This is a genomic window from Blautia marasmi (assembly GCF_900258535.1).
Lineage (GTDB): Bacteria > Bacillota > Clostridia > Lachnospirales > Lachnospiraceae > Blautia > Blautia hominis.
Genome location: NZ_OIWX01000001.1, coordinates 467,661 through 489,293, shown reverse-complemented (window position 1 = coordinate 489,293; position 21,633 = coordinate 467,661). Strand labels below are relative to the sequence as shown.

Genomic DNA, 21,633 nt, shown 5'->3' with positions numbered 1-21,633 from the left:
AAAGGAAAAACTGTCAAATGTATACGATTAAGATGAAATTAAATACTGCAGATGATGCCAGAAGGCTGGTGAGACTGACAAACACGTACTCGATGGATGTAGACGCGAGAAGAGAACATATTTTGCTGGATGCCAAGTCCCTTGTTTCCATGCTGGCAGTGGTTCATATACCCGGGCTGGAGCTTGATATTCATGGGGAAGAAGCCGGAACATTCGCTGACATGCTGGAACAAGAGGGATTCTGTGAGACATTTCATGAATATAAAGAAAAACAACATATGGGATAAAGTAGGAGCATCTGGAATTATAAACGGACCAATCATTCCAGATGCTCTGTTTATAAGATGATTCCATAAATATGTATATGGAAAAACTATTCAAATGCATTATTTATAAATATTTGTTATTCCATATAGCCAATGATATGATAAAAGCAGTTAAGGAATGTGAAAGGATCAGTTTAGAAATTGTTTATCTTTTTGTTAGCGCCATGTTATCCGCAGATATTACAGTATAACTTGAAAGCAGCGAGGCTGCTGTAAAGTCAGCTGCAGACAGCGGTATCGTCTGTGGGTATCTGCTTTGATCAGATGAGGAAAGGAAGTACAGGAAATGAAGAAAAAAATATACATGGCATTCCTGATGTCACTGGCAATTGGCGCACTTACCGGATGCGGACAGAATGTAAAGACATCTGAGAGTACCGTACAGTCCGAAAACGCAAGAGGAGAAAACATGGGAAAGGATCACATTGAGCCGGACACAAAGATCCAGGTACTGGAAGAAGGGCTGTCGGTAGTTCGCTTTGAAGGCAATTATGGATTTGACGAGTTTTTAGGGCAGGGAGGTGCGTCTTCTGATGATGGAGTGGTAGAGTATTTAAGCAGTGCACTTCTGTCTGATATACCGGGACTGCTCATGGGTCAAAACCCATTCGGATGCAGCACCCTGTCTGTAAAAAATTCAGAAGGGGGAAACCTCTTTGGAAGAAACTTTGACTGGAATACCTGCAATGGGTTGATCGTAAGCTCCAGACCGGAAGAAGGATATGCCTCTGTTTCCACAGTCAATACGGACTTCATACAGGCCGGTGGATTGGATATTTCAAGTCTGCCCGATACTGCGCAGGCCATCATTGGACTATATGCACCTTTAGACGGCATGAATGAAGAGGGGTTTGCAGTGTCCGTCAACATGATCGAGGATGACCAGACTATAGAGCAGGATACGGATAAACCGGATATTACAACCACAACAGCCATTCGCCTGCTTCTTGATCGGGCAGCAAATGTGGAAGATGCCATAGATCTCCTTTCTCAGTATGATTTCCATGCCTCCATGGGGATGATGATACATCTGGCACTATCTGATGCGGAGGGCAACAGCGTTGCTGTAGAATATGTAGACAATGAGATGGTGGTGATAGAAACCCCGGTTGTTACAAACTTCTTTCTGGCAGAGGGTGAGAAATACGGCATTGGAACCGCCCAGTCCCATACCCGGTATGACATTTTGAGTGAAACACTGGCAGAACAGGAAACCATGACAGAAGCAGAGGTCAGGGATGCGCTTAATAGCGTGAGCAAAGAGAACTTCGGTGAGTTTGAATCAACGGAGTGGAGTATTGTCATGAATCAGGAAACAAAGGAACTGACCTATTATCATAGGGAAAATTACGATCAGGGGTATACCATATCGGTGGAATAAAGGAGGAACGTGATGAAATATGTAAAAACACTGTTGGATCTATACCGCTTAAAGAGGCAGGCAAAGCTGGATGCAAAACGGATGCGTGTTCTGCAGGAGAAGAAACTCCGGACGATGCTGCACTATGCATGGGAAAACTCCGCCTATTATAAAAGGACCTTTGAAGCAGCCGGTATCACAGAGGAGCAATTGGATGATCTGCCTCTTTCCTGTTTCCCAACCATAGATAAGAAAGTTTTTTTGGAGCATTTTGATGAATTGGTAGTACCGCAGGATTTATGTTTGAGGGAGCTTCGTGAATTCGATGCAGTAGTATCGGCAGACCGCAAGCCATACAAAGGGAAGTACCATGTGGTACATTCCTCCGGAAGTACCGGAAAGCCCGGTTATTTTGTATATGACGAGGCAGCATGGAACAGTATGCTGTTAGGAATGATACGGGCCGCGCTCTGGAACATGTCTATGCCCCGGATCCTGTCTCTCCTGGCAAAACGCCCCAGAATTGTTTATATTGCAGCGACCAACGGCCGCTATGGAGGCGCGATGGCAGTGGGGGATGGAATCGACGGCGTAGGGGCGAAACAGATGTATCTGGATATCAAAACGCCGCTGAACGAATGGATCCGGCAGATAAAAGCATTTCAACCTAACATTATAATTGGTTACCCTTCAGCGATCAAAATCTTGACAGAGCTTGTAGAAAAAGGAAACGTGGAGGTAAATGCAGTACGGGTCATTTCCTGCGGGGAGCCTCTTGGAGCAAGCCTTAGGAATTATCTGGAGAAAAGCTTCCGGGCAGAAGTAGTCAATTTCTATGGAGCCAGTGAATCTCTTACACTGGGCGTGGAAATGAATGCAGAGGACGGTATGCTCCTATTTGATGATATGAATTTTATTGAAGTGGAAAGCGGCGTGATGTATCTGACCTGCCTGTATAATTTTGCGCAGCCATTGATCCGTTACCGAATTTCCGACAGCCTGGTACTGAAGGCGGCAGAAGAGGGCAGCCCGTATCCATTTACAAGAGCCGTTGGTCTGCTGGGGAGAAATGAAGATATCCTCTGGTTTGAAGACGGTTCCGGGAACAAGGAGTTTTTGCATCCGCTTGCGATTGAAGGTTTTTGCATGGAAGGACTTTTAGACTACCAGTTCCGGCAGGCAGGGAAGGACACATTTGAGATGTATGCGGAAATTTCCGGCTCTGTCTCCAAAGAAGCGATCCGCACAAAAATGCTTGAACAGATGAGACAGATCCTTTTAGAAAAGAATTTAGACTATGTACAGTTCTATGTGGTTTTTGTGGATGAGATCCTTCCGGACCCAAGGACAGGCAAAAAGCCCCTGATCCTTCAGAAAGGAGAGACTTGGCAGGATGAAAAAAGCGTTATTGCGGGGTAGGCGGCTGAGCAAAGTATTTGCACAGGGACAGGTAAAAAATAAAGTGTTAGACCGGGTGGATGTGGATATTTATGAAAAGGACTTCACCATCATCATGGGTTCCTCCGGGGCGGGAAAGTCCACCCTTTTATATGCTTTAAGCCGAATGGATACAGTGACGGAAGGAACCGTCAGATATAAGGATAAGGAACTCACCCGTATGAAGGAGAAGCAGATGGCAAAGCTTCGGGCAGAAGAATTTGGTTTTGTATTCCAGCAGACCCATCTGGTCAGCAGCCTGACACTCTTTGAAAATGTGGCGGTGGCAGGTTTTTTGAGCAAAAAGGGCAGTAGCGGGGAGATACAGAAACGGGCACGGACTTTGCTCACCCGGATGGGAGTGGAAAAAGCGGAGGACCGTCTTCCTGCTCAGGTATCCGGCGGTGAGGCACAGCGGGCAGCAATCGCAAGAGCTATGATTGGGAACCCGGGTCTGTTGTTCGCGGATGAACCTACGGGTGCCCTAAACAGATCACATTCCGAGGAGGTTTTAGATTTGCTGACAGGGTTAAACCAATCCGGGCAGAGCATCCTGATGGTAACCCACGATTTGAGGGCAGCGGTCAGAGGGAACCGGATTCTGTATCTAGAGGATGGAAAAATCCTGGACGAACTGGAACTGCCTGCCTACAAGGGAGCGGAGGACACACACAGGGAAAGCAGAGTCAGCCAATGGCTCTCGGAATTACAATGGTAGGAGGGGTGGAACATGGAAAACAGAATCTTATACAGGGCCGGAATCAGAAAGCATAAAGGCAGCCTTCTGGGAATTGCCGTCCTGCTGTTTTTGGTTTCGCTCTCCTTGTCCACCGTCCTCACCATATATCTTGGAGGAGGCAGTTATATCCGGCAGGAGATGCAAAGAGCAGGGTTTGGAAACCTGACCGCATGGGTGGCCGGCGTGCCGGACATGGAACTGCTGACAGACAGTATAAAGACACAGGAAGGGATCGAAAGGACGGAAGTACAGAACCTGATCTTTTCTGATTATGAGGCAAACGGTGTGGGATCAGACAGTGAAGGACAGTTGATCCCGTGGACCACCGGGGAAAAAACATATCGTTTCTTTCGGGATGATTTCTCCGGCTACAGGGAGGCTCCAAATGAGGTCGCGGCGGGAACGGTCTATGTATCGCCTTCTATGGTTTCCATTATGGACCTGCAGATTGGAGACAGCATCACATTTTCCATTGCAAGAGGAGGACAAAACGTAAGCCTTACGGTTGCAGGATATTATGAGGATCCCTTCATGGGAAGTTCCATGATCGGGATGAAAGGGTTTTTGATTGCAGAGACAGATTATACAGAAATCCTTCAGAGCATTGCAGAAAATGGCATGGACAGCCTGGCCAGAGACGGTGCGATGATCCATATTTTTACCGAGGACGAAAGCAATGCCAGTATATCTGAGGTCAGCCGGCTCCTCAATGAAAACACCCCGATTTCCCGGTATACGGAATCCATTCACAGTGCGGAGACCATCGAAGGTTTCATGGGGATCCTTCAGAATGCATTCTGTGGTCTTTTGACAGCGTTTGCCCTGATTCTCCTGATTGCGGCCATGGTGGTTCTGGGGCATAGTATTACCGGTGTGATCGAACAGGAATATAAGAATCTCGGAATATTAAAAACCGTTGGGATGACGGGAGGCCGGCTGCTCCGGCTGCAGCTTGTACAGTATCTGACGATTATGCTTGTGGGGATTTTACCCGGAATCCTGGCAGCATTTCCGGCAGCCAAGGTGGCAGGAAGGATGACACTTACCACAACCGGCGTCCTTCTGACCGCAGATTTACCGGTACTGCCATGTCTGGCAGCTTTTGCAGTAATCCTGCTTCTGCTTATAGGATTTACAATCCTGAAACTGAGAAAGATCATCTCTGTCACACTCATGAAGGCCATTCGGGATGAAATAACAGAAATAAAGTGGAAGCCGGGAAAGACATTCCGGATGAAAGCAGAAGGGCTTCCCTTCCGGTTAGCCCTGCGTCAGCTTCTGTCAGGAAAAAAGCGGTATGTGAGCGCCTGCCTGATTGCCGTACTGCTTGTGTTTTTTGCTTCTCTGGCCGGGCGGATGAATAGCTGGCTGGGGCCGGAGGGGAAGGGGATGATGGATGCTTTTAACCCGGCGGACCTGGACATTGGTGTGCAGGCTCTGGGCGAGCTTGACCCGGAGGAGATGGAGAATACGGTACGCTCTTTCACTGAAATTACGGACAGCTATCTTCTTGCTATGCCAAGCGTATCCGTAAATGGTACGAATTATACCGCAAATGTGATCACCGAGCCGGAACGTTTCCATATCAGTCAGGGAAAGACCAGCGGAAGGGCAGATGAGGTGGTACTGACAGAGACAGCCGCCTCCGATCTGGGGGTATCCATTGGCGGGAAGGTGACGATCCGTGGTGATGCGGGAAGCGGGGAATTTACGGTTTCCGGAATCTATCACTGTGCGAATGACATGGGAGCTAACATCGGCATGAACCGGGAAGGATATCTTTCCATCGGGCAAGATTCTCCTCAGCTTTGGTGCCATCATTATTTTCTTGCAGACACATCACAAAGGATGGCGGTTACAGAGGGGCTGACGCAGGCTTACGGCGGTGATGTGCATGTCCATGAGAACTCCTGGCCGGGGCTTTTCGGGATCATCTCGGCTATGCGGGGGCTTCTGGTATTTATGTATGGGATGATCGCAGTATTTGTCTTCATTGTGACGCTCATGACCGGAAGCAAGATCCTGGCGGCAGAGCAGAAAGATATGGGCATCTATAAATCCATTGGATGTTCTACCGGAATGCTGCGAGTCACATTTGCACTGCGGTTTGGGATTGTGTCATCCATTGGAGCGGCAGTGGGGACCTTATTGGCGGCAATCCTTACAGACCCGTTTGTTTCCGCAGTGATGCGGCTTGCGGGAATCAGTAATTTTGCTTCGCACCCTTCAGTTTTTAAGATGATCATACCGGGTTTGATCGTTATCCTCTTATTTCTTGGATGCTCTTACCTGGCGGCAGGCAGGATCAAAAAGTCGGATATGACAGTATTGACAGCAGATTAGAGAAACAGATACTATCCCTCTCGAACAGGTCAAGCGGGATTTGCAAACTGTTTCATGGAGCGCAAAATGCGCAGAAAGGAGACCTTATTGAACATTGGCAGTTCAATAAGTATAGATCATGAAGAATAAAACAGTAAAAAAAACTATAGCAATGGCAGTTGGAATCATGTTATCCGCTGCAGTTCTTGGAAGCTGCGGGCAGGATGAAGAAGTCCGGGATACCGGGAGTAATGGTCAGAGTGCTGCAAATGCAGGTACAAGTTCAAACGCAGGAACAGAGTCCGGCACGGAAGCTGACGATTCGGCAGACGATCAGGCAGTAAGCGGGGTATCAGAACTGGAGGTTCGGTTTGGGGATGACGGAGAACCGTTCATGATGCGGCTGGAAGAGAATGAGACAGCGGAGGCCATCGCCCGCTATGTGGGAACATCGGACTGGAGGCTTCCGATCTATGAGCGGGATGACGATGCTGATTATGATGTCATGCAGTATTACGATGTCTCCAGCAGATACGACATTCCTTCCTATCCGGAAACGGTGACTTCTGAAAAAGCAGGAGGGGTATATTACTCCGACCCCAACCGTATTGTACTTTTTTACCACGATGCAGAGATTACCGGGGAATATACCAAAATAGGAACGTTTGATGCAACAGACGAGTTTGTGACGGCAGTAGAGGAAAACCCGGTGTTAGAGGGATGGGGAAACAAGATCGTACAGATCGCCCAGCCATAATAGGAATTGGAATATGAGAAAGGAGGGCAGGGATGGGCATTGACTGAATTGGGGGCAGGGCATTAAGAAGAATGGAAAAAATAATGCAGAAAAATAAAATAAATCATATTGCAAATAAAAAGGAGAATAAAAATGCAGGAAATGAAAGAAATCAGACAAGAGTATTTAACAGGAGAACGTCCGCTTTTCAAAGGCCGGAATTTAAAAATATTTAATACCATATTTACGGACGGGGAATCACCGCTTAAGGAAAGCGATACTATTGAACTTTATGGAAGTATGTTTAAATGGAAATATCCGCTCTGGTATGCGAAGAATATTTTGGCTGAAGACTGTACATGGTTTGAGATGGGCCGTGCGGGAGTTTGGTATACCGACAATATCACGGTGAAAAATTCAATCGTTGAGGCGCCAAAGAATTTCCGCCGTTGTCATGGAGTGACACTTCAGAATGTGCATTTTCCTAATGCAGCTGAGACTCTGTGGAACTGTGACGGGGTAACCATGGAGCAGGTTAGCGCAAAGGGTGACTACTTTGCCATGAACAGTCAGAACATGAAGATTTATGATTTCGAGTTGGTTGGAAATTATTCCTTTGACGGGGTGAAGAATATGGAGATCCACCGTGCAAAGCTGCTCTCCAAGGATGCTTTCTGGAACAGTGAGAACGTTACGGTATATGATTCCTTCATATCCGGGGAATATCTCGGCTGGAATGCCAAAAATCTGACCCTGATCAATTGTACCATAGAGAGCCTGCAGGGCATGTGTTATATTGAAAACCTTGTCATGAAAAACTGCCGTCTGCTGAATACCACGTTGGCTTTCGAGTATTCCACTGTGGATGTGGAAATCGACGGGAAGATTGACAGTGTTATGAATCCGTCAGGCGGGATTATTAAGGCAGATCATATAGAAGAACTGATCATAGACAAAGATAAGGTGGACCCTGATCAGACAGTCATTACCTGCCGCATGAGTAAAACTGCAGAACAAATGGCGGGATAATTACAGTGACAACAGGATAAACACAGAAAGAATACATATGGGGATTACAGACTTTACAGGAGGTGTTTTGCCATGAAAAAAATAGTGTCCTTTCTTTTTGGCGGAATGCTGCTGCTCTCGCTTTCCGCCTGCGGTAGCAATTCCGAGCATGTATCTGATAACACAGATTCCGCTCAGACAGAGCCAACGATAGAATCTATTTCTGAAACCCAGACGCCGGAATCGGAGGAAATAAATTCTGAACCAAAGGAAAACCATGCCGACGAACGACAGATCCGGGTGAATGGCAAAGACGGACAGAATATCGTATTCCGGTTAAATGACAGCACAGCGGCAAACACACTGTATAAACAACTGCCTCTTTCTATTCAGATAGAGGATTACAGCCATAATGAAAAAATATTTTATCCTCCGGATGAACTGGATACCAGCGGTACTCCGCTGGCCGAAGGTCCGGCCGGAACGCTTGCATACTATGCGCCCTGGGGCAATGTCGTTCTTTTCTATGGTGAGTGTGGAGGCGCCAGCGGTCTGTATGAACTTGGAGAAGCAGTGTCAGGTGCAGACCGGATTGAAATCCTGTCCGGAGAGATCCGGATAGAAATTGTAGAAGATAACTAAGATAATTGTTTGTCCGATGAATATACAACAGGACAAGGAAGGAGAACGGCAGATGGGCAGTTTTATTTTAAAAGGGATTCTTATCGGTCTTCTCTTTGGCATGCCGGCCGGAGCGGTTGGGGCCATGACCGCACAAAGAACCCTGAACTACGGCATGAAAGCAGGATTATTAACGGGTCTTGGCTCTTCTGTGGCAGATTGTCTTTACGCCTGTATCGGTGCTTTCGGACTGACCCTGATATCCGACTTTCTGCTCCGGTATCAGAACATCATCAATCTTGCCGGAGGTTTCCTGATACTGGGAATGGGTATCCGTATGTTTCAGGTAAAAAACGGCGGGCAGAAAAACCCATCGGACGGGGCTGGAGGCATTCGGATGTTTGTCACCTCCTTTGCCGTGGGAATCACAAATCCGGCCGCCATTCTTATGTTTCTGTTTGCCTTTTCCTGGTTTGGCATCCAGGGTCAGACCGGCCTAAAACACGGGATATGTCTGGTATGCGGCGTATTTATCGGAACATATTTTTGGTGGGGGTTGCTGTCCGGCATAGTCACAGTGCTGAAGAAAAAATCGAAAAGTAATCGTTTTCCAATCATGAACCGTGTATTTGGGACGGTCCTAAGTATTTTCGGTGCTGTGGTGCTGGTGGGAAATTTTATAGACTAGAGATATATCCCATGAAGTTTACCAAAAACTATACGCAGTTGGCAGCATTGAGCATACTCAATTCGTTTGGAGTTTATTACGTCAGTACTCTCACTAACGGAGGAAAGTCCGCAGAGCATAAAAACACAGACGAGAGTGAAGAAGAGGATATGCAGGAAATGCCTGAGGACAGCCCTGAGGAAAGGGGAAAGCCATCCACAGAAGAAAACGCAGGCAGCAAGGAGGAAACAGGAGGTACACAAATGCAGGAATTAGTGATCGAGATAGACGGGAAGCGGTTCCCGGCCACACTATATGACAATGAAACGACGCATGCACTTATGGAGCGGCTTCCCATGACACTTGACATGGAGGAACTGCATGGAAATGAAAAATTTAATTATCTGGACCAGGGTCTTCCGACGAAGCCCGAAAATGTGGGCAGCATCCGGACAGGAGATATTATGCTGTTTGGTTCCGACTGTCTTGTTCTGTTCTACGATGATTTCAACACTTCCTACAGCTATACAAGAATCGGTCATATCGAAGACGAGGATGCTTTTGTCAATGAACTCTCAGGTGGTACGGTAGGAGTTACTTTTAAAGCAGGAGAATAGGAGGGGAGACAATGGATTTTCAGTTTGATGAAAGCGTGGACCGCAGAAATACAGGTTCTATGAAATGGGATGTGGCAAAAGGGGAACTGCCCATGTGGGTGGCTGACATGGATTTTAGGACAGCACCTGGAATTATAGAAAAAATTACCGAGAGGGCAACACAGGGAGTATTTGGGTATACCGTAGTGACGGATGAATGGTATCAGTCCTATCAGACATGGTGGAAAAAACGGCACGATTTTGAGATCCGGAAAGAATGGCTGATTTTCTGTACAGGTGTGGTGCCCGCCATTTCCAGCATTGTCCGGAAAGTTACGACCGTCGGGGAGAATGTTGTAGTATTGACTCCGGTTTATAATATATTTTTTAATTCTATCCTTAATAATGGAAGAAATGTGCTGGAAAGCAGACTCAAGTATGATGGGAGCCGGTATCGGATCGATCTTGACGATCTGGAAGAGAAACTTTCAAATCCCCAGACGACCCTTTTTATTTTATGCAATCCTCACAACCCCGTGGGGAAGATATGGGAAAGGGAAACATTGGAAAGGATTGGAGACTTATGCAGCAAACATCATGTGTTGGTGCTTTCTGATGAAATCCACTGCGACATAACGGAACCAGGGTGGAAGTACACACCGTTTGCTTCGGTATCTGAAAACTGCCGCACAAACAGTATTACCTGCGTGTCACCCACAAAGGCATTTAATCTGGCTGGTCTTCAGACAGCCGCGGTCATCGTCCCGGACGATCATTTAAGACATAAGGTCAGCCGTGGGCTTAACACGGACGAGGTGGCAGAACCAAACGTATTTGCTGCCATTGCGCCGATTGCTGCATTTGCCTGCGGAGAGTGGCTGGATTCCCTGCGTAACTATCTGTGGGAAAACAGAGCCTTCGCAGAGGAATATATCAAAAAAGAAATAAAAGGCATTTCCCCGGTTTCTGCCAGGGCGACCTATCTGCTTTGGCTTGACTGCCGGAACATGAGCGGGAGTTCAACCCAATTCTGCCATTTTATCCGCAGTCACAGAGGCCTTTATCTTTCTGACGGAAATGAATACAGAAATGGGGAGGGATTTCTCCGCATGAACCTTGCCTGCCCGAGACAGCAGGTGGAAGATGGACTGAAACGTCTGAAAGAGAGTGTGGCTGCTTATGGGAGTTTGGCAGAGAAGCAATGCTAGTCTAATAAATTTCTTTGTGTTTTGAACATTTTGCGAAAACAAATTTAATATATCTTCTTACTTCGTCTTTCAAGGAGTGTGCTATTCTGCCACTGGCCAAAACGGTCCTTCGCAATATTCTCACGATAGCCTATCTCTCTAAATCCGCATTTTTTGTGTAGGTTGATGCTTGGAAAATTATTTGAGAAAATGCTTGCATATAAACACCAATAGCCGCTCCCTTCACTTTCTGTACATAAATAGTTTAGCAGAGCTTTCCCTAACCCTTTATTTCTATAGGAGTTATCTATGTAAATGCTAACTTCTACAACACCCTTATAAACTTTTCTACTGGAAGTTGCGCTGATAGCGCACCAGCCAACTACCTTTTCATGAACGGTAATTACATATCTGCAATTTTGCAAGTGATTCCTGTTCCAGTCTGAGTAATCAGGACATTCTGTTTGGAATGTTGACTTTCCTTCAAGAAGGGCTTGATCGTATATTTCGCGTACCAGAGGCCAGTCTGCTTCTTCCATGTTTCTTATTTCATATATCATGATAAATATATACCTCCATTAAGATGAACGTTATTATACCATAGTTATTTTGTCTTATTCAATAGCAAAACCCGCAGGAGCGGGGCCAGTATGTTCTTTTATACTGCGGTAAAGCCTGTGCTGTAAGGATTTCCAGGCGGCCGGGTTCTTTTGTCTTGGAGTCTTCCATTGCCTGTTTGGCGGCTTCCTCTGTCACCGGCTTTCATTCCTGCTCTGCCACGGCCATGGCCTGGACTATACGATAAAAGGGGGATTGATAAAAATATTGTGGCATAGTATCCGATTTTCTATGGCTTACACATAAATTAAGTGGAATTTCAAAATTCATATTGACAAATATAGATATGTAGTGTAATGTTATATTGAAAAATATAAATATGAGGTGATGCAATATTGAGAGATCATGCTCTGGATGCACAGGTATTTAAAGCCTTTTGCGATATAAACCGATTACAAATTTTAGAGATGCTGCGAACCGGCGAAAAATGTGCCTGCAAATTGCTGGAAGAATTGCAGATTGGTCAGTCTACGCTTTCTCATCATATGAAAATACTTTGTGATTCCGGCATTGTAGTCGGCAGGAAAGAAGGAAAATGGACGCATTATTCTATAAGTGAAAGTGGGAGTAAGTATGCAGGTGAGTTGCTGAAAATTCTAACCTCCCAATATCAGGGCGCAGATAGTGCCGATTGTAACTGTAAACAATAAAAGCCATCGTTGCGTGTATAACGCTGATGGCTTTTATAAAGATGAACATATCGAAAAAAATCGAAGTGTTCGTATTGTGAAAGGAGAATTTTGTGGAAGCTATTAAATCTATATGGCTGTTTTTTCAGGATCAAATTCTTGGAATGAAATGGCTTAATGAAGTAATTGGAAAGGGTCTTACGACACTTGGTATGGATTTAGACGGGATTGCTGGCGGGGGGCTGCAGTTTTTTATCTATGATACGATTAAAATTTTTGTTCTGCTTTCAGTTTTGATCTTTCTTATTTCTTATATTCAGAGTTATTTTCCGCCGGAGCGTACAAAGAAAATTCTTGGACGTTTTCATGGAATAGGAGCCAATTCCGTCGCTGCTTTATTGGGAACGGTTACTCCGTTCTGCTCTTGTTCGTCTATCCCTATTTTTATGGGGTTCACCAGTGCGGGTTTACCGATTGGTGTTACATTTTCTTTCCTGATTTCTTCTCCTATGGTGGATTTGGGTTCTTTGGTGCTTTTAATGAGTATTTTTGGATGGCAGATTGCCGTCTTTTATGTTGTTTTAGGTCTCGTAATCGCAGTGATTGGGGGTACTATATTGGAGAAACTCCGCATGGAGCGCTATGTAGAGAATTTTATTAAAATGGCGGGAAATGTTGACGTGGAGGCTGGGGAGCTTACCAGGCATGACCGGATTAGCTTTGCAAAAGAGCAGGTATTTGCTACGGTAAAAAAGGTGGCTCTTTATATCTTTATTGGCGTTGCTATTGGCGCTGTGATTCACAATATTATTCCCGAAGCCTGGGTAGAGGGTATTCTTGGCAGTAATAATCCGTTTTCTGTTATTTTGGCAACACTGGTGGGTGTTCCTATGTATGCAGATATTTTCGGGGCGATTCCGGTGGCGGAGGGCTTGCTGGCAAAGGGGGCGGGGCTTGGAACGATTCTGTCTTTTATGATGGCCGTCACCACTTTAAGCCTCCCTTCCCTTATTATGCTGCGTAAGGCCGTTAAACCGAAGCTGCTGGCAATTTTTATTGGGATTGTTACTGTTGGAATTATGCTTGTAGGTTATTTTTTCAATACATTTCATTATCTATTCTTGTAATATAGAAAGTTATTGAAAATTTGTTTGCCTGAAATGATTCTTAGGGGCGCTGGGCCGGCTGCTTCTGCAGCGGGACTTGCAATAAATCTAATTTGAAAGGAGTTTATGATTATGGCATTATTTGGATTGGGTAAAAAGAAAGGAGAAACTAAGGCGGATTGCTGTTGTGGGGGGAATTGCGATGCCGAAAGGATGGCGAAGGCAAAGGCGGCACAAAATGAGGGGGCTTCCGTGAAGATTCTAGGTTCGGGATGTGCAAAATGTAATGAGCTTGAAGCAAATACCAAAGCGGCTTTGGAGCAGTTGGATATGAATAACGAAATTGATCATGTTACGGATTTTACGCAGATTGCCTCCTATGGGGTAATGTCCACTCCTGCGCTGGTTGTGGATGGTAAGGTGGAGGCCTTTGGAAAAGTGCTTAAAACCGAAGAAGTGGTGAAAATATTACAGAAGGTACGTGGTTAGTAGATTGAATTTAAGAGGTGGTTTGTGATGGGGCAAGTGAAAGGAAAACCGAAGGTAGCTTTCCTATGTGTGCATAATTCATGTCGGAGCCAGATTGCAGAGGCTTTGGGAAGGCGGTTTGCCGGGGATGTTTTTGAAAGTTATTCTGCTGGTACGGAAATAAAGGATCATATAAATCCGGATGCTGTCCGGCTTATGAAAAGTCTTTATGGGATTGATTTGGAGATGGCTCAGTTTAGTAAATTGATTTCAGATATTCCTAAGCCCGATATAGTGATCACTATGGGATGCAATGTTTCTTGTCCTCTTATTCTTTCAAAAAGTGCAGTGAATTGGGGACTGGATGATCCTTCAGGTAAAAATGATGATGAATTTGTAAAAGTTATAAGGGAAATTGATTATAAGGTGCATCTACTTAAAGAGGCGTTGGAAAAACATGATAATTGAGTCCTAAAATGTTTTTCAAATATTATCTCTCAGTGTGATAGAGGTCAGTCTGTTTTATGCAGATTGGCCTTTTGTGCCTTTATAGGAAATTGTGATTTTGAAGTGATAAAAAACAGAATTTATCCAAAATAAATTCTTGTCTGGGTAAGGCATCCCCCCATGTATTTGTGCACGGACTGCCATACCCGAAACATGATTCTACAATATTGCTAGAACAAATCCGTACAATTGACAAGCACAGACTGCAAAAATATCTTGGGAAGATCACGCCTGCGATTCAGAAAAAAGTAGACAAGGCATTGACCGTCAGTATTGGAATCCGGGTTTCGTAAGCAAGGGAAGCTATCATACTGTACAAGCAGAACATCATAAATTTTATCAAGTGAGCTATATTTGTTTTTGGCTGATAGGTAAGAGGGTGAATTTTGTGGCGGAGAAAAAAGAAGTTTATCAGGTTGAATTGAGGTTTTCAGGAAAGCAGGCTTTGAAAGAACTGCTGATAGAAATACTGCTGGAAAAAATTTGTACATTTGATGGCTATGTTAGAACAGATTATAATAAAATATAGCCACTGCAGGTAGTCTGATTTTGGAAAGGAGAATATATGGAAGGCAAAAGGCTACCTGATTCCAAATATTATTCAGCAGCACTTTATATGCGTCTTTCCAGGGATGATGATGGAGACAACGAAAGTTCAAGCATTACAAACCAGAGAAAGATGCTCAGGGCTTATGCACAGGAAAACCGGTATTTAGTCTATGATGAATATATAGATGACGGTGTTTCCGGTACGACCTTTGAGAGACCGGGATTCAAACGGATGATTCGGGATATTGAGGATAAAAAGGTCAATATGGTCATTACGAAAGATCTATCCAGACTTGGCCGTGATTATATTCTTGCCGGTCAGTATACGGAGATATATTTTCCGGCAAAAAAGGTGAGATATATAGCAATTAATGACGGGTATGACTCTGAGAGTCCCTATACGGATATTGCTCCTTTTAAGAATATTATCAATGAGATGTATGCCAGAGACATCAGCAAAAAGATCCGTTCATCATTCTTGACCCACATGAAAGAGGGGGCCTATATAGGGGCATATGCTCCTTATGGATATCAGCGGGACCCGGAGGATAAGCACCATTTGATCATAGATGACGTGTCCGGTGAGATCGTGAGAGAAATCTTCCAAAAAGCGGGAAACGGGGAACTGCCGGTACAGATAGCAAGGGATTTAAACAGACGAAAGGTATTAACACCGGCACAATATCGTTGTCTCCGGAATCCTGATCTGAACATAGAAAATTTCTCGAAACGGCAGGAATGGACTTCTTCTACCATAATAAAAATGCTGAGAAACGTTGTCTATGTAGGGGATATGGCTCAGGGGAAAACCACAAAAGTTTCATTCAAAAGTGATATGACAATAGCAAACCCCAAAGAGGACTGGTATATAGTGAGAAACACACATGACCCATTAGTCAGCCGCGACTTATTTGAATTAGCTGCACGGAGGAGTAAACTGCGGACCTGCTGCCAAAAGGGAAAATTCCACAATATCTTTACCGGTATGGCAAAATGCGCGGACTGTGGAAGAAATATGTCTGCAGTCGGCACACGTAAAAAAGGTGCAGTCGCTAATCTTGCCTGTGGCGGATATAAGCTATATGGGAGCAAAGAATGCAGCAATCATTTTATTGATTATGATACCTTGTGCAGTATTGTCCTTACCAGTATTCAGGAGCTTGTTCGGGTGTCACAGCAGGACGAAAAAGACATACTGGAAAAGGTACAGAACCGTATGAAAAAGCAAGTTTCCTTCACAGATAAAGGAAAAGAAACTGCCTCTTTGAAGAAACGCAGCCGAGAACTGGATATATTAATTGAGAAATTATATGAGGATTATGTAGCAGAAATTATTAACGCAGACAGACTGAAAAAGATGCTTCGGAAATATGAGTCTGAAAGTGAAGAGATTTCGGAAAGACTGGAGGTTCTAAACAATCAGGATAAAAGCAGAGAGCAGGAAAATCCAATCAGTAAATTAAAAAAATTACTGAATGATATTGCAGAGCCCACCGAACTTACCGAAGACCTGTTGTACCGGTTGGTTGATCATATTGAAATTACCCAGGGAAAATATGAAAAAAAAGATAACACAAAGATAAAGAAACAGGAAGTGAAAATCTATTTTCGTTTCAATCATGCACCATTGAGCAGGACATATACCATGTGATACTGTACTTGAGATTGTTACGGATTTAGAGCGTTTTTTTGAGTATATTGTGCAAAACTGTACATGATTGTATAAAAATAAGGGGTTTTACAGCGGAAATAGCATACAGATACCAACCACCCACATGGTAAGCGCCTGTTTCCCGCAGGCACGGCATTTCTGAAAACAATGGTCCAGGTTAAAGGCTACACGGGGAAGGTATCCGTAATCCTCCAGCAGAGTAAAAAGCGGAAAGAAAATGGCCATGGGGGGAAGCATGACACTTACAACCCAGGCAGCAACCCGGTATACTCCGTAAATCAGAACCTGGCAGAAAATTTCGGGAAGGCCAAGCGTAATAAGCCCACGGTAAAAATGCGGTTCCAGCCAGAACAGCCCTTTGTTCAGCAGATCAGACGGGACATTGGCCCCCACAATGGTGATCCAGAAAATGCAGAGAAGGAAAAGCAGCATAATGGGAAAACCAGTACATTTACTGGTGAAAACCCTGTCCAGTTTCCTGTCTTTTCTGGCATAATCTGGATTTTCCAAAGTGACGCAGGCTTTGCAGATACCTGCTGCCTGCTGGACATAGGTGCCGCAGTATTCCGCGGATGCACAGCACATTTCCGCATTCTGACAGTAAATATCAGGAATTGGGGTGACGGCTTTTTGGTTGGACAGGGCGTCTTCAATCCCGCCGAATATGCGTTCAAGGCCCTTTCTGCTCCTGGCAGCTATGCCGATTACAGGAATCTTCAGCTCCTTATGAAGACGCTGAAAATCTATCCGGATGTGCTTTTTCCTGGCCTCGTCCATGAGATTTACGCACAGCAGCACATGTGGTGTCACGGCACAAATCTGGAGAACAAGATTGAGATTCCTTTCCAGACAGGTGGCGTCGCAGACAGCGACCACCACATCCGGATGACTCTGCAGTATATAATCCCTGGAAATCTCCTCCTCACTGGAGCGGCAGGAGAGAGAATAACACCCGGGCAAGTCTACAAAACGATATTCTTTTCCGTGAAAGACGCGGTTCCCGGCAGCACATTCCACTGTCTTGCCGCACCAGTTTCCGGTATGCTGATGCATGCCTGTGAGTGCATTGAATACAGTGCTCTTGCCTACATTGGGATTGCCAATCAATGCTATATTACGGAGTGGAAACTCCTTTTTCATTTCTTTTTTCAGAACTAATCACCTCTTAATTCATATCAACAGAAGCATGTTACAGCACGCTTTTGTCTTTGATCTTTTCAACAAGGATCAGAGAAGCCTCTTCTTTTCTCAAGGCCAGGACAGCTCCCCGGATCAGAAAAGCTCTGGGACTTCCAAAGGCGCTCACTCCAACACAGGTAACTTTGGTATTTTCAATCAACCCCAAATCCATAAGGCGTTTGATGGTCTGCTGCTGCGCCGTACTGGCATTGTCTGTCTGAATTGTTTTAACGATCCCTGACTCGTCGGGAGACAGGGTAAAGAGCGGAGTAAGAGACATTTTTTCCTCCATTTCAGGCCGGGAAATCCCGGACGGGAGAATCTATTGTATAGTATGCAGAGGGAAGAAAGAAGTTCTGTTTATAGATTCTTTTCTTGCGCTTGTTTCCTGTAATTCATTGGTGACTTACCAGTGATCTCCCTGAAAATCTTAGAAAAATATGCAAAATTCCCATACCCAACCTGAATTGCCACTTTATTGACAGGCATACGGCTTTCCGCCAGAAGACTGCATGCTGCAGAGATGCGTTTTTTTGTCATATACTGCATGAGTGACATCCCTGTTTCTTTTTTAAACAGTCTGGACAGGTGATCAGGGCTGATGAATACAAGATCTGATAGATCATTCCGCTGGATATCTTCCGCATAGTGGGTATCCAGATAATTCCGTATGATATCTACAGCACTTTTTGAGTTATCTGTGATATTGGCATAGCAGAGTGCGCGTTCGATCAGATAGCTGCAGTAAGCGTACATATGGTCAATACTTCTGACTGCGTTTTGATACATCTGGTCACTGTCTCTGTCACCGAAAAGCCGATGGGCCTGGATCTCCTTCTGTTTTAAAAAACTGTAGACCATCTGGGCAAAATCCTGACGGATTTCCTGCATATTTTCCTGTGTGAGAAGGGATGCTTTTGACTGCAGAAATGTGTACAGGCTTCTTTTCAAATCTTCTTTGTCTGCTGACTGCAGCAGTGTTTCCCAGAGTCTGATTTCAGACTGGGTACAACTGGTGCCCCGCGGGAGGGTATGGGTTTTGTGCAGGATTCTGCCTTTTCGGTCCATGGTGCTGTCCAGCAGATTTCCGAGTTCGGATATTTCCTGATAAATATGCTTATAAGTAACGGCACTGCCTGCGCTGATGCAGAGTTTCATGTGCATGAATTTTTCCGCAGTTTCCTGCAGGACTTCAAGCTGTTCTTCCAGAGGGGAGATGTCAGTCTCCGGTCCGTTTATAATACTCACCACTGCCAGCCAGCGGCCCGGATGCAGAGCAATGACACATCGGGGCAGCAAATGTTCCTGTTCCAGAATCTCGTAACCTACATTTTTAACCGCGTATTCCCACATGGGGTCATCTATTTGGCTGTGCTTTGCATCCTGAAAGGCCTCGATCAGAACAGGTATGAAAAGCTGTGTTTCTTTGTAACCCAGTTTCCGGGGCAGGGAATAAACTTCAGCCAGAGAACCTCTGGCAGTTTTGCTCCAGAAATATTCCGCTGTGTTTTTTTCTTCATCCAGCCAATATTGGCGGTACTTCTTGGCATCACTTAACTGATGGGATAGTTTCAGTCGGTGCACTGCTTTCTTTACAGCATTTTGCAGAGGTTCTGCAGAGACCGGCTTTAACAGATATTCCACTACATTCAAGTCTATGGCACGGCGGGCATACTCAAAACGGGCAAAGCTTGTCAACAGAATACAGGGAATGCCTGTTCCTGATCTCTGCAGTGTTTCCATGAAATCCAGTCCGCTGCTGCCCGGCATTTCAATATCACATATAATGATATGCACAGGAACCTGTGCGATCATTTTCAGTGCAGAGGCGGTATTCTCTGCGGTATAAACTTTGTCAAATCCAAGAGCACTGTAATCCAGTATTTCTTTTAGATCCTGCAGCATCAGGATATCATCATCAACCAGCAGTATATTCATTCTTATCCTCCTTACAGGGGAGATGCAGTTCTGTAACAGCGCCTCCCAGTGGGCTGTTGTATAATTTCATTACGGCATTTCCATAATAAAACAGCTTCAGACGTTTTGACGCATTGGCAATTCCAATATGGGAACTGCCGTTTCTTTCCAGGTCTTTTCCCTGGTTCCATATACGCAGACAGTCTTCGGGGTATCCTGGGCCGTTGTCTGTGATAAATACGGTCAGCATTTCCTCCTGAGCGGATGTTTCCGTGAATTCGATCAGAGCGGAGATACTGATTTCCATTTTTTTATCTGACGTGATTCCATATTTTACGGAATTTTCCACAAAGGTTTGAAGTAGAAGAGGTGGTACCGCCTGATACAGGGCTTCATCCTCTGCAAAAATTTCATACCGGAAATGCTCCGGGTAACGGATTTTCATAATAGACAGATAATCCCGAAGATGATCCAACTCTTGGCTGAGTTTTACGAAAGATACATCACTTTGGAAAATATATCTCAGATAGCTGGCAGTAACTTCACTTAACCGCACCACATCCTGACAATTTCCATGACAGGCCATGGAGTGGATCAGATTCAGGCTGTTCAGGAAAAAGTGTGGCTTGATCTGCATCTGCATATAGTCCATCTGTATTTTCTGTCGTTCCAGTTCGTTTTCGTAGGCATTGATCCGCAGACGGTTAATTTCTTTTGTAAGGTTATTGAACTGCCGGCTGGCTGTGGATAATTCCTCCAGTTCTGAACTCATTTCCAGCAGCACGGGTTTATCCGGGTCATAACGTTTCAATCTTTCCGTAAACTGGCTGAGGGGCTTCAGTATTTTTTTCTGTGTGTAGGACATGGTGAGTATCACAGTGCTTAACAGTACAACAATAACCACCAGAACACCGGTCTGAAACAAGACAGCCTTCTCAAACTGTCCGTAATCTTTGATAAACAGCTTTAATTGAAAGCCGGTGTCCGATACAGAAGAATCTACAGCCAGCCACCGTTTTCCTTTGTACCAGAAGGGGCCGCTGCCGGCGAGGGCTTTTTGAGGAGGAAGGTTTTCACGGGACAGGTTTTCAGTACCTGCGGCAAGTGTTCCGTTTTCAGTAAACAATACAGGAAAGCTGATGCTTTCGGGATAAATATCCAACAGAGGTTTTATGAGGGCTTCGGCGGGTATACAGCTTCCGTTCCACACATCATGATACTGGTACAGGCGGACAGCATAATAAGTATCACCTGCCGGAAGCAGAGTCCACTGATCAGATACACTGCTTGGATGGTAACCGGAATCCAGGAGACGTATTATGGCGTTTTCAAGTTCTTCCCTCTGGGAATAGGCAATATACCTGGAGTGTACAGCGGTTAAAAATTCCCTGCTGTCTGAAAAATAATAGAAGAGAGAGTATTCGTTGCCGGAGTTACCTGAGAGATAGAACATGCTGTCAAGAAGGGTCTGTCGTGCCTGTATTCTGGCAAGCCTGTCTTCGCTTTGCGCTTGAGACAGAACCATATCCTGACCCTGTGTTACCAATGTCTGCTTCAAATGCTGATTCAGTAAGAAAAAGTTATTCTCCACCTGTTCCATACGATTCTGTACCATAACACTGGCACTCTGGGCAGTCTGCGTTTGGACCATGTGGATAGCCCACAGACTGACACTGATTTCCAGAGCCGTGGCAGCCATGATCATAAAGAGCAGAAGTTTGTGCCGTCCAAATGCGGAATGTGTTTTTTTCTTACGTTCTTTTTTCATATATACCCTTCCCGGATTTATGCCTGTAATTCTATATGGATTTATAGTAATGTTTAATTATACACGTTTGAAAATGTGAATTCAATCACGAAAGCGATGGAAAATTATAAGAAAAACGACGTAATTTTGTGCTTTGAAAAGGAGCACGGTTTTGTGATAAAAGGATGTCGGTTTTATAATTGAAAGTAAAGAAGACCGGAAGTACAATGAAGTCACAAAAC

General features: G+C 44.9%; 22 protein-coding genes and 2 pseudogenes. 18 read left to right on the top strand and 6 right to left on the bottom strand.

The features are described 5' to 3' along the window. Positions 1-17 precede the first annotated feature (17 nt). The 11 genes from C6P39_RS02080 to C6P39_RS02030 all read left to right on the top strand — a co-directional run bounded on the left by C6P39_RS02080 (position 18) and on the right by C6P39_RS02030 (position 11,020). Positions 18-287: a hypothetical protein gene (locus tag C6P39_RS02080; protein WP_158661431.1), complete on the top strand. Its 270-nt coding sequence runs from the start codon at positions 18-20 to the stop codon at positions 285-287. 325 nt (positions 288-612) lie between these two features. Then, the gene (locus tag C6P39_RS02075; RefSeq protein WP_104802619.1) at positions 613-1,707 is read left to right on the top strand and encodes a carcinine hydrolase/isopenicillin-N N-acyltransferase family protein; all 1,095 of its coding nucleotides are present in this window, start codon (positions 613-615) and stop codon (positions 1,705-1,707) included. 12 nt (positions 1,708-1,719) lie between these two features. Further along, positions 1,720-3,105: a phenylacetate--CoA ligase family protein gene (locus C6P39_RS02070; RefSeq protein ID WP_104802618.1), complete on the top strand. Its 1,386-nt coding sequence runs from the start codon at positions 1,720-1,722 to the stop codon at positions 3,103-3,105. Continuing rightward, positions 3,080-3,841 carry an ABC transporter ATP-binding protein gene (locus tag C6P39_RS02065; RefSeq protein WP_104802617.1) on the top strand — a complete coding sequence of 254 codons (762 nt, stop codon included), beginning with the start codon at positions 3,080-3,082 and terminating at the stop codon, positions 3,839-3,841. Before C6P39_RS02070 ends, C6P39_RS02065 begins: the two co-directional genes overlap by 26 nt. A gap of 12 nt (positions 3,842-3,853) precedes the next feature. After that, positions 3,854-6,205 (top strand): ABC transporter permease, encoded by a 2,352-nt coding sequence (locus C6P39_RS02060; RefSeq protein WP_104802616.1) that lies wholly within the window; start codon positions 3,854-3,856, stop codon positions 6,203-6,205. 118 nt (positions 6,206-6,323) lie between these two features. Continuing rightward, positions 6,324-6,941 (top strand): cyclophilin-like fold protein, encoded by a 618-nt coding sequence (locus C6P39_RS02055; protein ID WP_104802615.1) that lies wholly within the window; start codon positions 6,324-6,326, stop codon positions 6,939-6,941. A 141-nt stretch (positions 6,942-7,082) separates the two neighbouring features. Continuing rightward, positions 7,083-7,949, top strand: coding sequence for a DUF3737 family protein (locus C6P39_RS02050; protein ID WP_187144028.1), 867 nt, complete (start codon positions 7,083-7,085; stop codon positions 7,947-7,949). 72 nt (positions 7,950-8,021) lie between these two features. Continuing rightward, positions 8,022-8,570, top strand: coding sequence for a cyclophilin-like fold protein (locus C6P39_RS02045; RefSeq protein ID WP_242986874.1), 549 nt, complete (start codon positions 8,022-8,024; stop codon positions 8,568-8,570). A gap of 52 nt (positions 8,571-8,622) precedes the next feature. Next, the gene (locus tag C6P39_RS02040) at positions 8,623-9,237 is read left to right on the top strand and encodes a LysE family translocator (RefSeq protein WP_158661430.1); all 615 of its coding nucleotides are present in this window, start codon (positions 8,623-8,625) and stop codon (positions 9,235-9,237) included. Positions 9,238-9,248: 11 nt separating this feature from the next. Continuing rightward, on the top strand, positions 9,249-9,833 hold the full coding sequence (locus C6P39_RS02035; RefSeq protein ID WP_104802613.1) for a cyclophilin-like fold protein: 585 nt from the start codon (positions 9,249-9,251) through the stop codon (positions 9,831-9,833). A gap of 11 nt (positions 9,834-9,844) precedes the next feature. Then, positions 9,845-11,020, top strand: a complete 1,176-nt coding sequence (locus C6P39_RS02030) for a MalY/PatB family protein (RefSeq protein WP_104802612.1) — start codon at positions 9,845-9,847, stop codon at positions 11,018-11,020. 44 nt (positions 11,021-11,064) lie between these two features. Here C6P39_RS02030 and C6P39_RS02025 read toward each other — a convergent pair whose 3' ends face one another. Then, positions 11,065-11,559 (bottom strand): GNAT family N-acetyltransferase, encoded by a 495-nt coding sequence (locus C6P39_RS02025; protein ID WP_104802611.1) that lies wholly within the window; start codon positions 11,557-11,559, stop codon positions 11,065-11,067. Positions 11,560-11,952: 393 nt separating this feature from the next. Here C6P39_RS02025 and C6P39_RS02020 point away from each other — a divergent pair, with 393 nt between their 5' ends. The 7 genes from C6P39_RS02020 (at position 11,953) to C6P39_RS01995 (ending at position 16,527) form a co-directional block, all read left to right on the top strand. Further along, entirely contained in the window at positions 11,953-12,267 is a 315-nt protein-coding gene (locus C6P39_RS02020; protein WP_330406994.1) for an ArsR/SmtB family transcription factor, read from the top strand. Between the two features lie 92 nt (positions 12,268-12,359). Beyond that, positions 12,360-13,373: a permease gene (locus C6P39_RS02015; protein WP_207657103.1), complete on the top strand. Its 1,014-nt coding sequence runs from the start codon at positions 12,360-12,362 to the stop codon at positions 13,371-13,373. 111 nt (positions 13,374-13,484) lie between these two features. Continuing rightward, on the top strand, positions 13,485-13,841 hold the full coding sequence (locus C6P39_RS02010) for a thioredoxin family protein (protein WP_104802609.1): 357 nt from the start codon (positions 13,485-13,487) through the stop codon (positions 13,839-13,841). A 27-nt stretch (positions 13,842-13,868) separates the two neighbouring features. Further along, on the top strand, positions 13,869-14,288 hold the full coding sequence (locus tag C6P39_RS02005; protein ID WP_104802608.1) for an arsenate reductase ArsC: 420 nt from the start codon (positions 13,869-13,871) through the stop codon (positions 14,286-14,288). A gap of 167 nt (positions 14,289-14,455) precedes the next feature. Further along, positions 14,456-14,620, top strand: a complete 165-nt coding sequence (locus tag C6P39_RS28655; RefSeq protein ID WP_278277944.1) for a type II toxin-antitoxin system PemK/MazF family toxin — start codon at positions 14,456-14,458, stop codon at positions 14,618-14,620. A gap of 95 nt (positions 14,621-14,715) precedes the next feature. Continuing rightward, a complete protein-coding gene (locus C6P39_RS27345; protein ID WP_156087473.1) occupies positions 14,716-14,856 on the top strand; it encodes a hypothetical protein in 141 nt (46 codons plus the stop codon). A gap of 36 nt (positions 14,857-14,892) precedes the next feature. After that, the gene (locus C6P39_RS01995; protein ID WP_104802606.1) at positions 14,893-16,527 is read left to right on the top strand and encodes a recombinase family protein; all 1,635 of its coding nucleotides are present in this window, start codon (positions 14,893-14,895) and stop codon (positions 16,525-16,527) included. Between the two features lie 123 nt (positions 16,528-16,650). Here the strand turns inward: C6P39_RS01995 and C6P39_RS28650 are convergent. The 5 genes and pseudogenes from C6P39_RS28650 to C6P39_RS01975 form a co-directional block, all read right to left on the bottom strand. Beyond that, positions 16,651-17,001, bottom strand: a pseudogene (locus C6P39_RS28650) (ferrous iron transporter B); the annotation flags it as partial. Positions 17,002-17,271: 270 nt separating this feature from the next. Continuing rightward, positions 17,272-17,688: pseudogene (locus C6P39_RS28645) on the bottom strand (FeoB small GTPase domain-containing protein); the annotation flags it as partial. Between the two features lie 49 nt (positions 17,689-17,737). Continuing rightward, positions 17,738-18,007 (bottom strand): FeoA family protein, encoded by a 270-nt coding sequence (locus C6P39_RS01985; RefSeq protein WP_158661429.1) that lies wholly within the window; start codon positions 18,005-18,007, stop codon positions 17,738-17,740. An 80-nt stretch (positions 18,008-18,087) separates the two neighbouring features. Next, on the bottom strand, positions 18,088-19,665 hold the full coding sequence (locus tag C6P39_RS01980) for a response regulator (protein WP_104802604.1): 1,578 nt from the start codon (positions 19,663-19,665) through the stop codon (positions 18,088-18,090). Further along, positions 19,646-21,412, bottom strand: coding sequence for a sensor histidine kinase (locus C6P39_RS01975; protein WP_104802603.1), 1,767 nt, complete (start codon positions 21,410-21,412; stop codon positions 19,646-19,648). The genes C6P39_RS01980 and C6P39_RS01975 overlap by 20 nt, the downstream gene beginning before the upstream one ends. Positions 21,413-21,633: the final 221 nt, after the last annotated feature.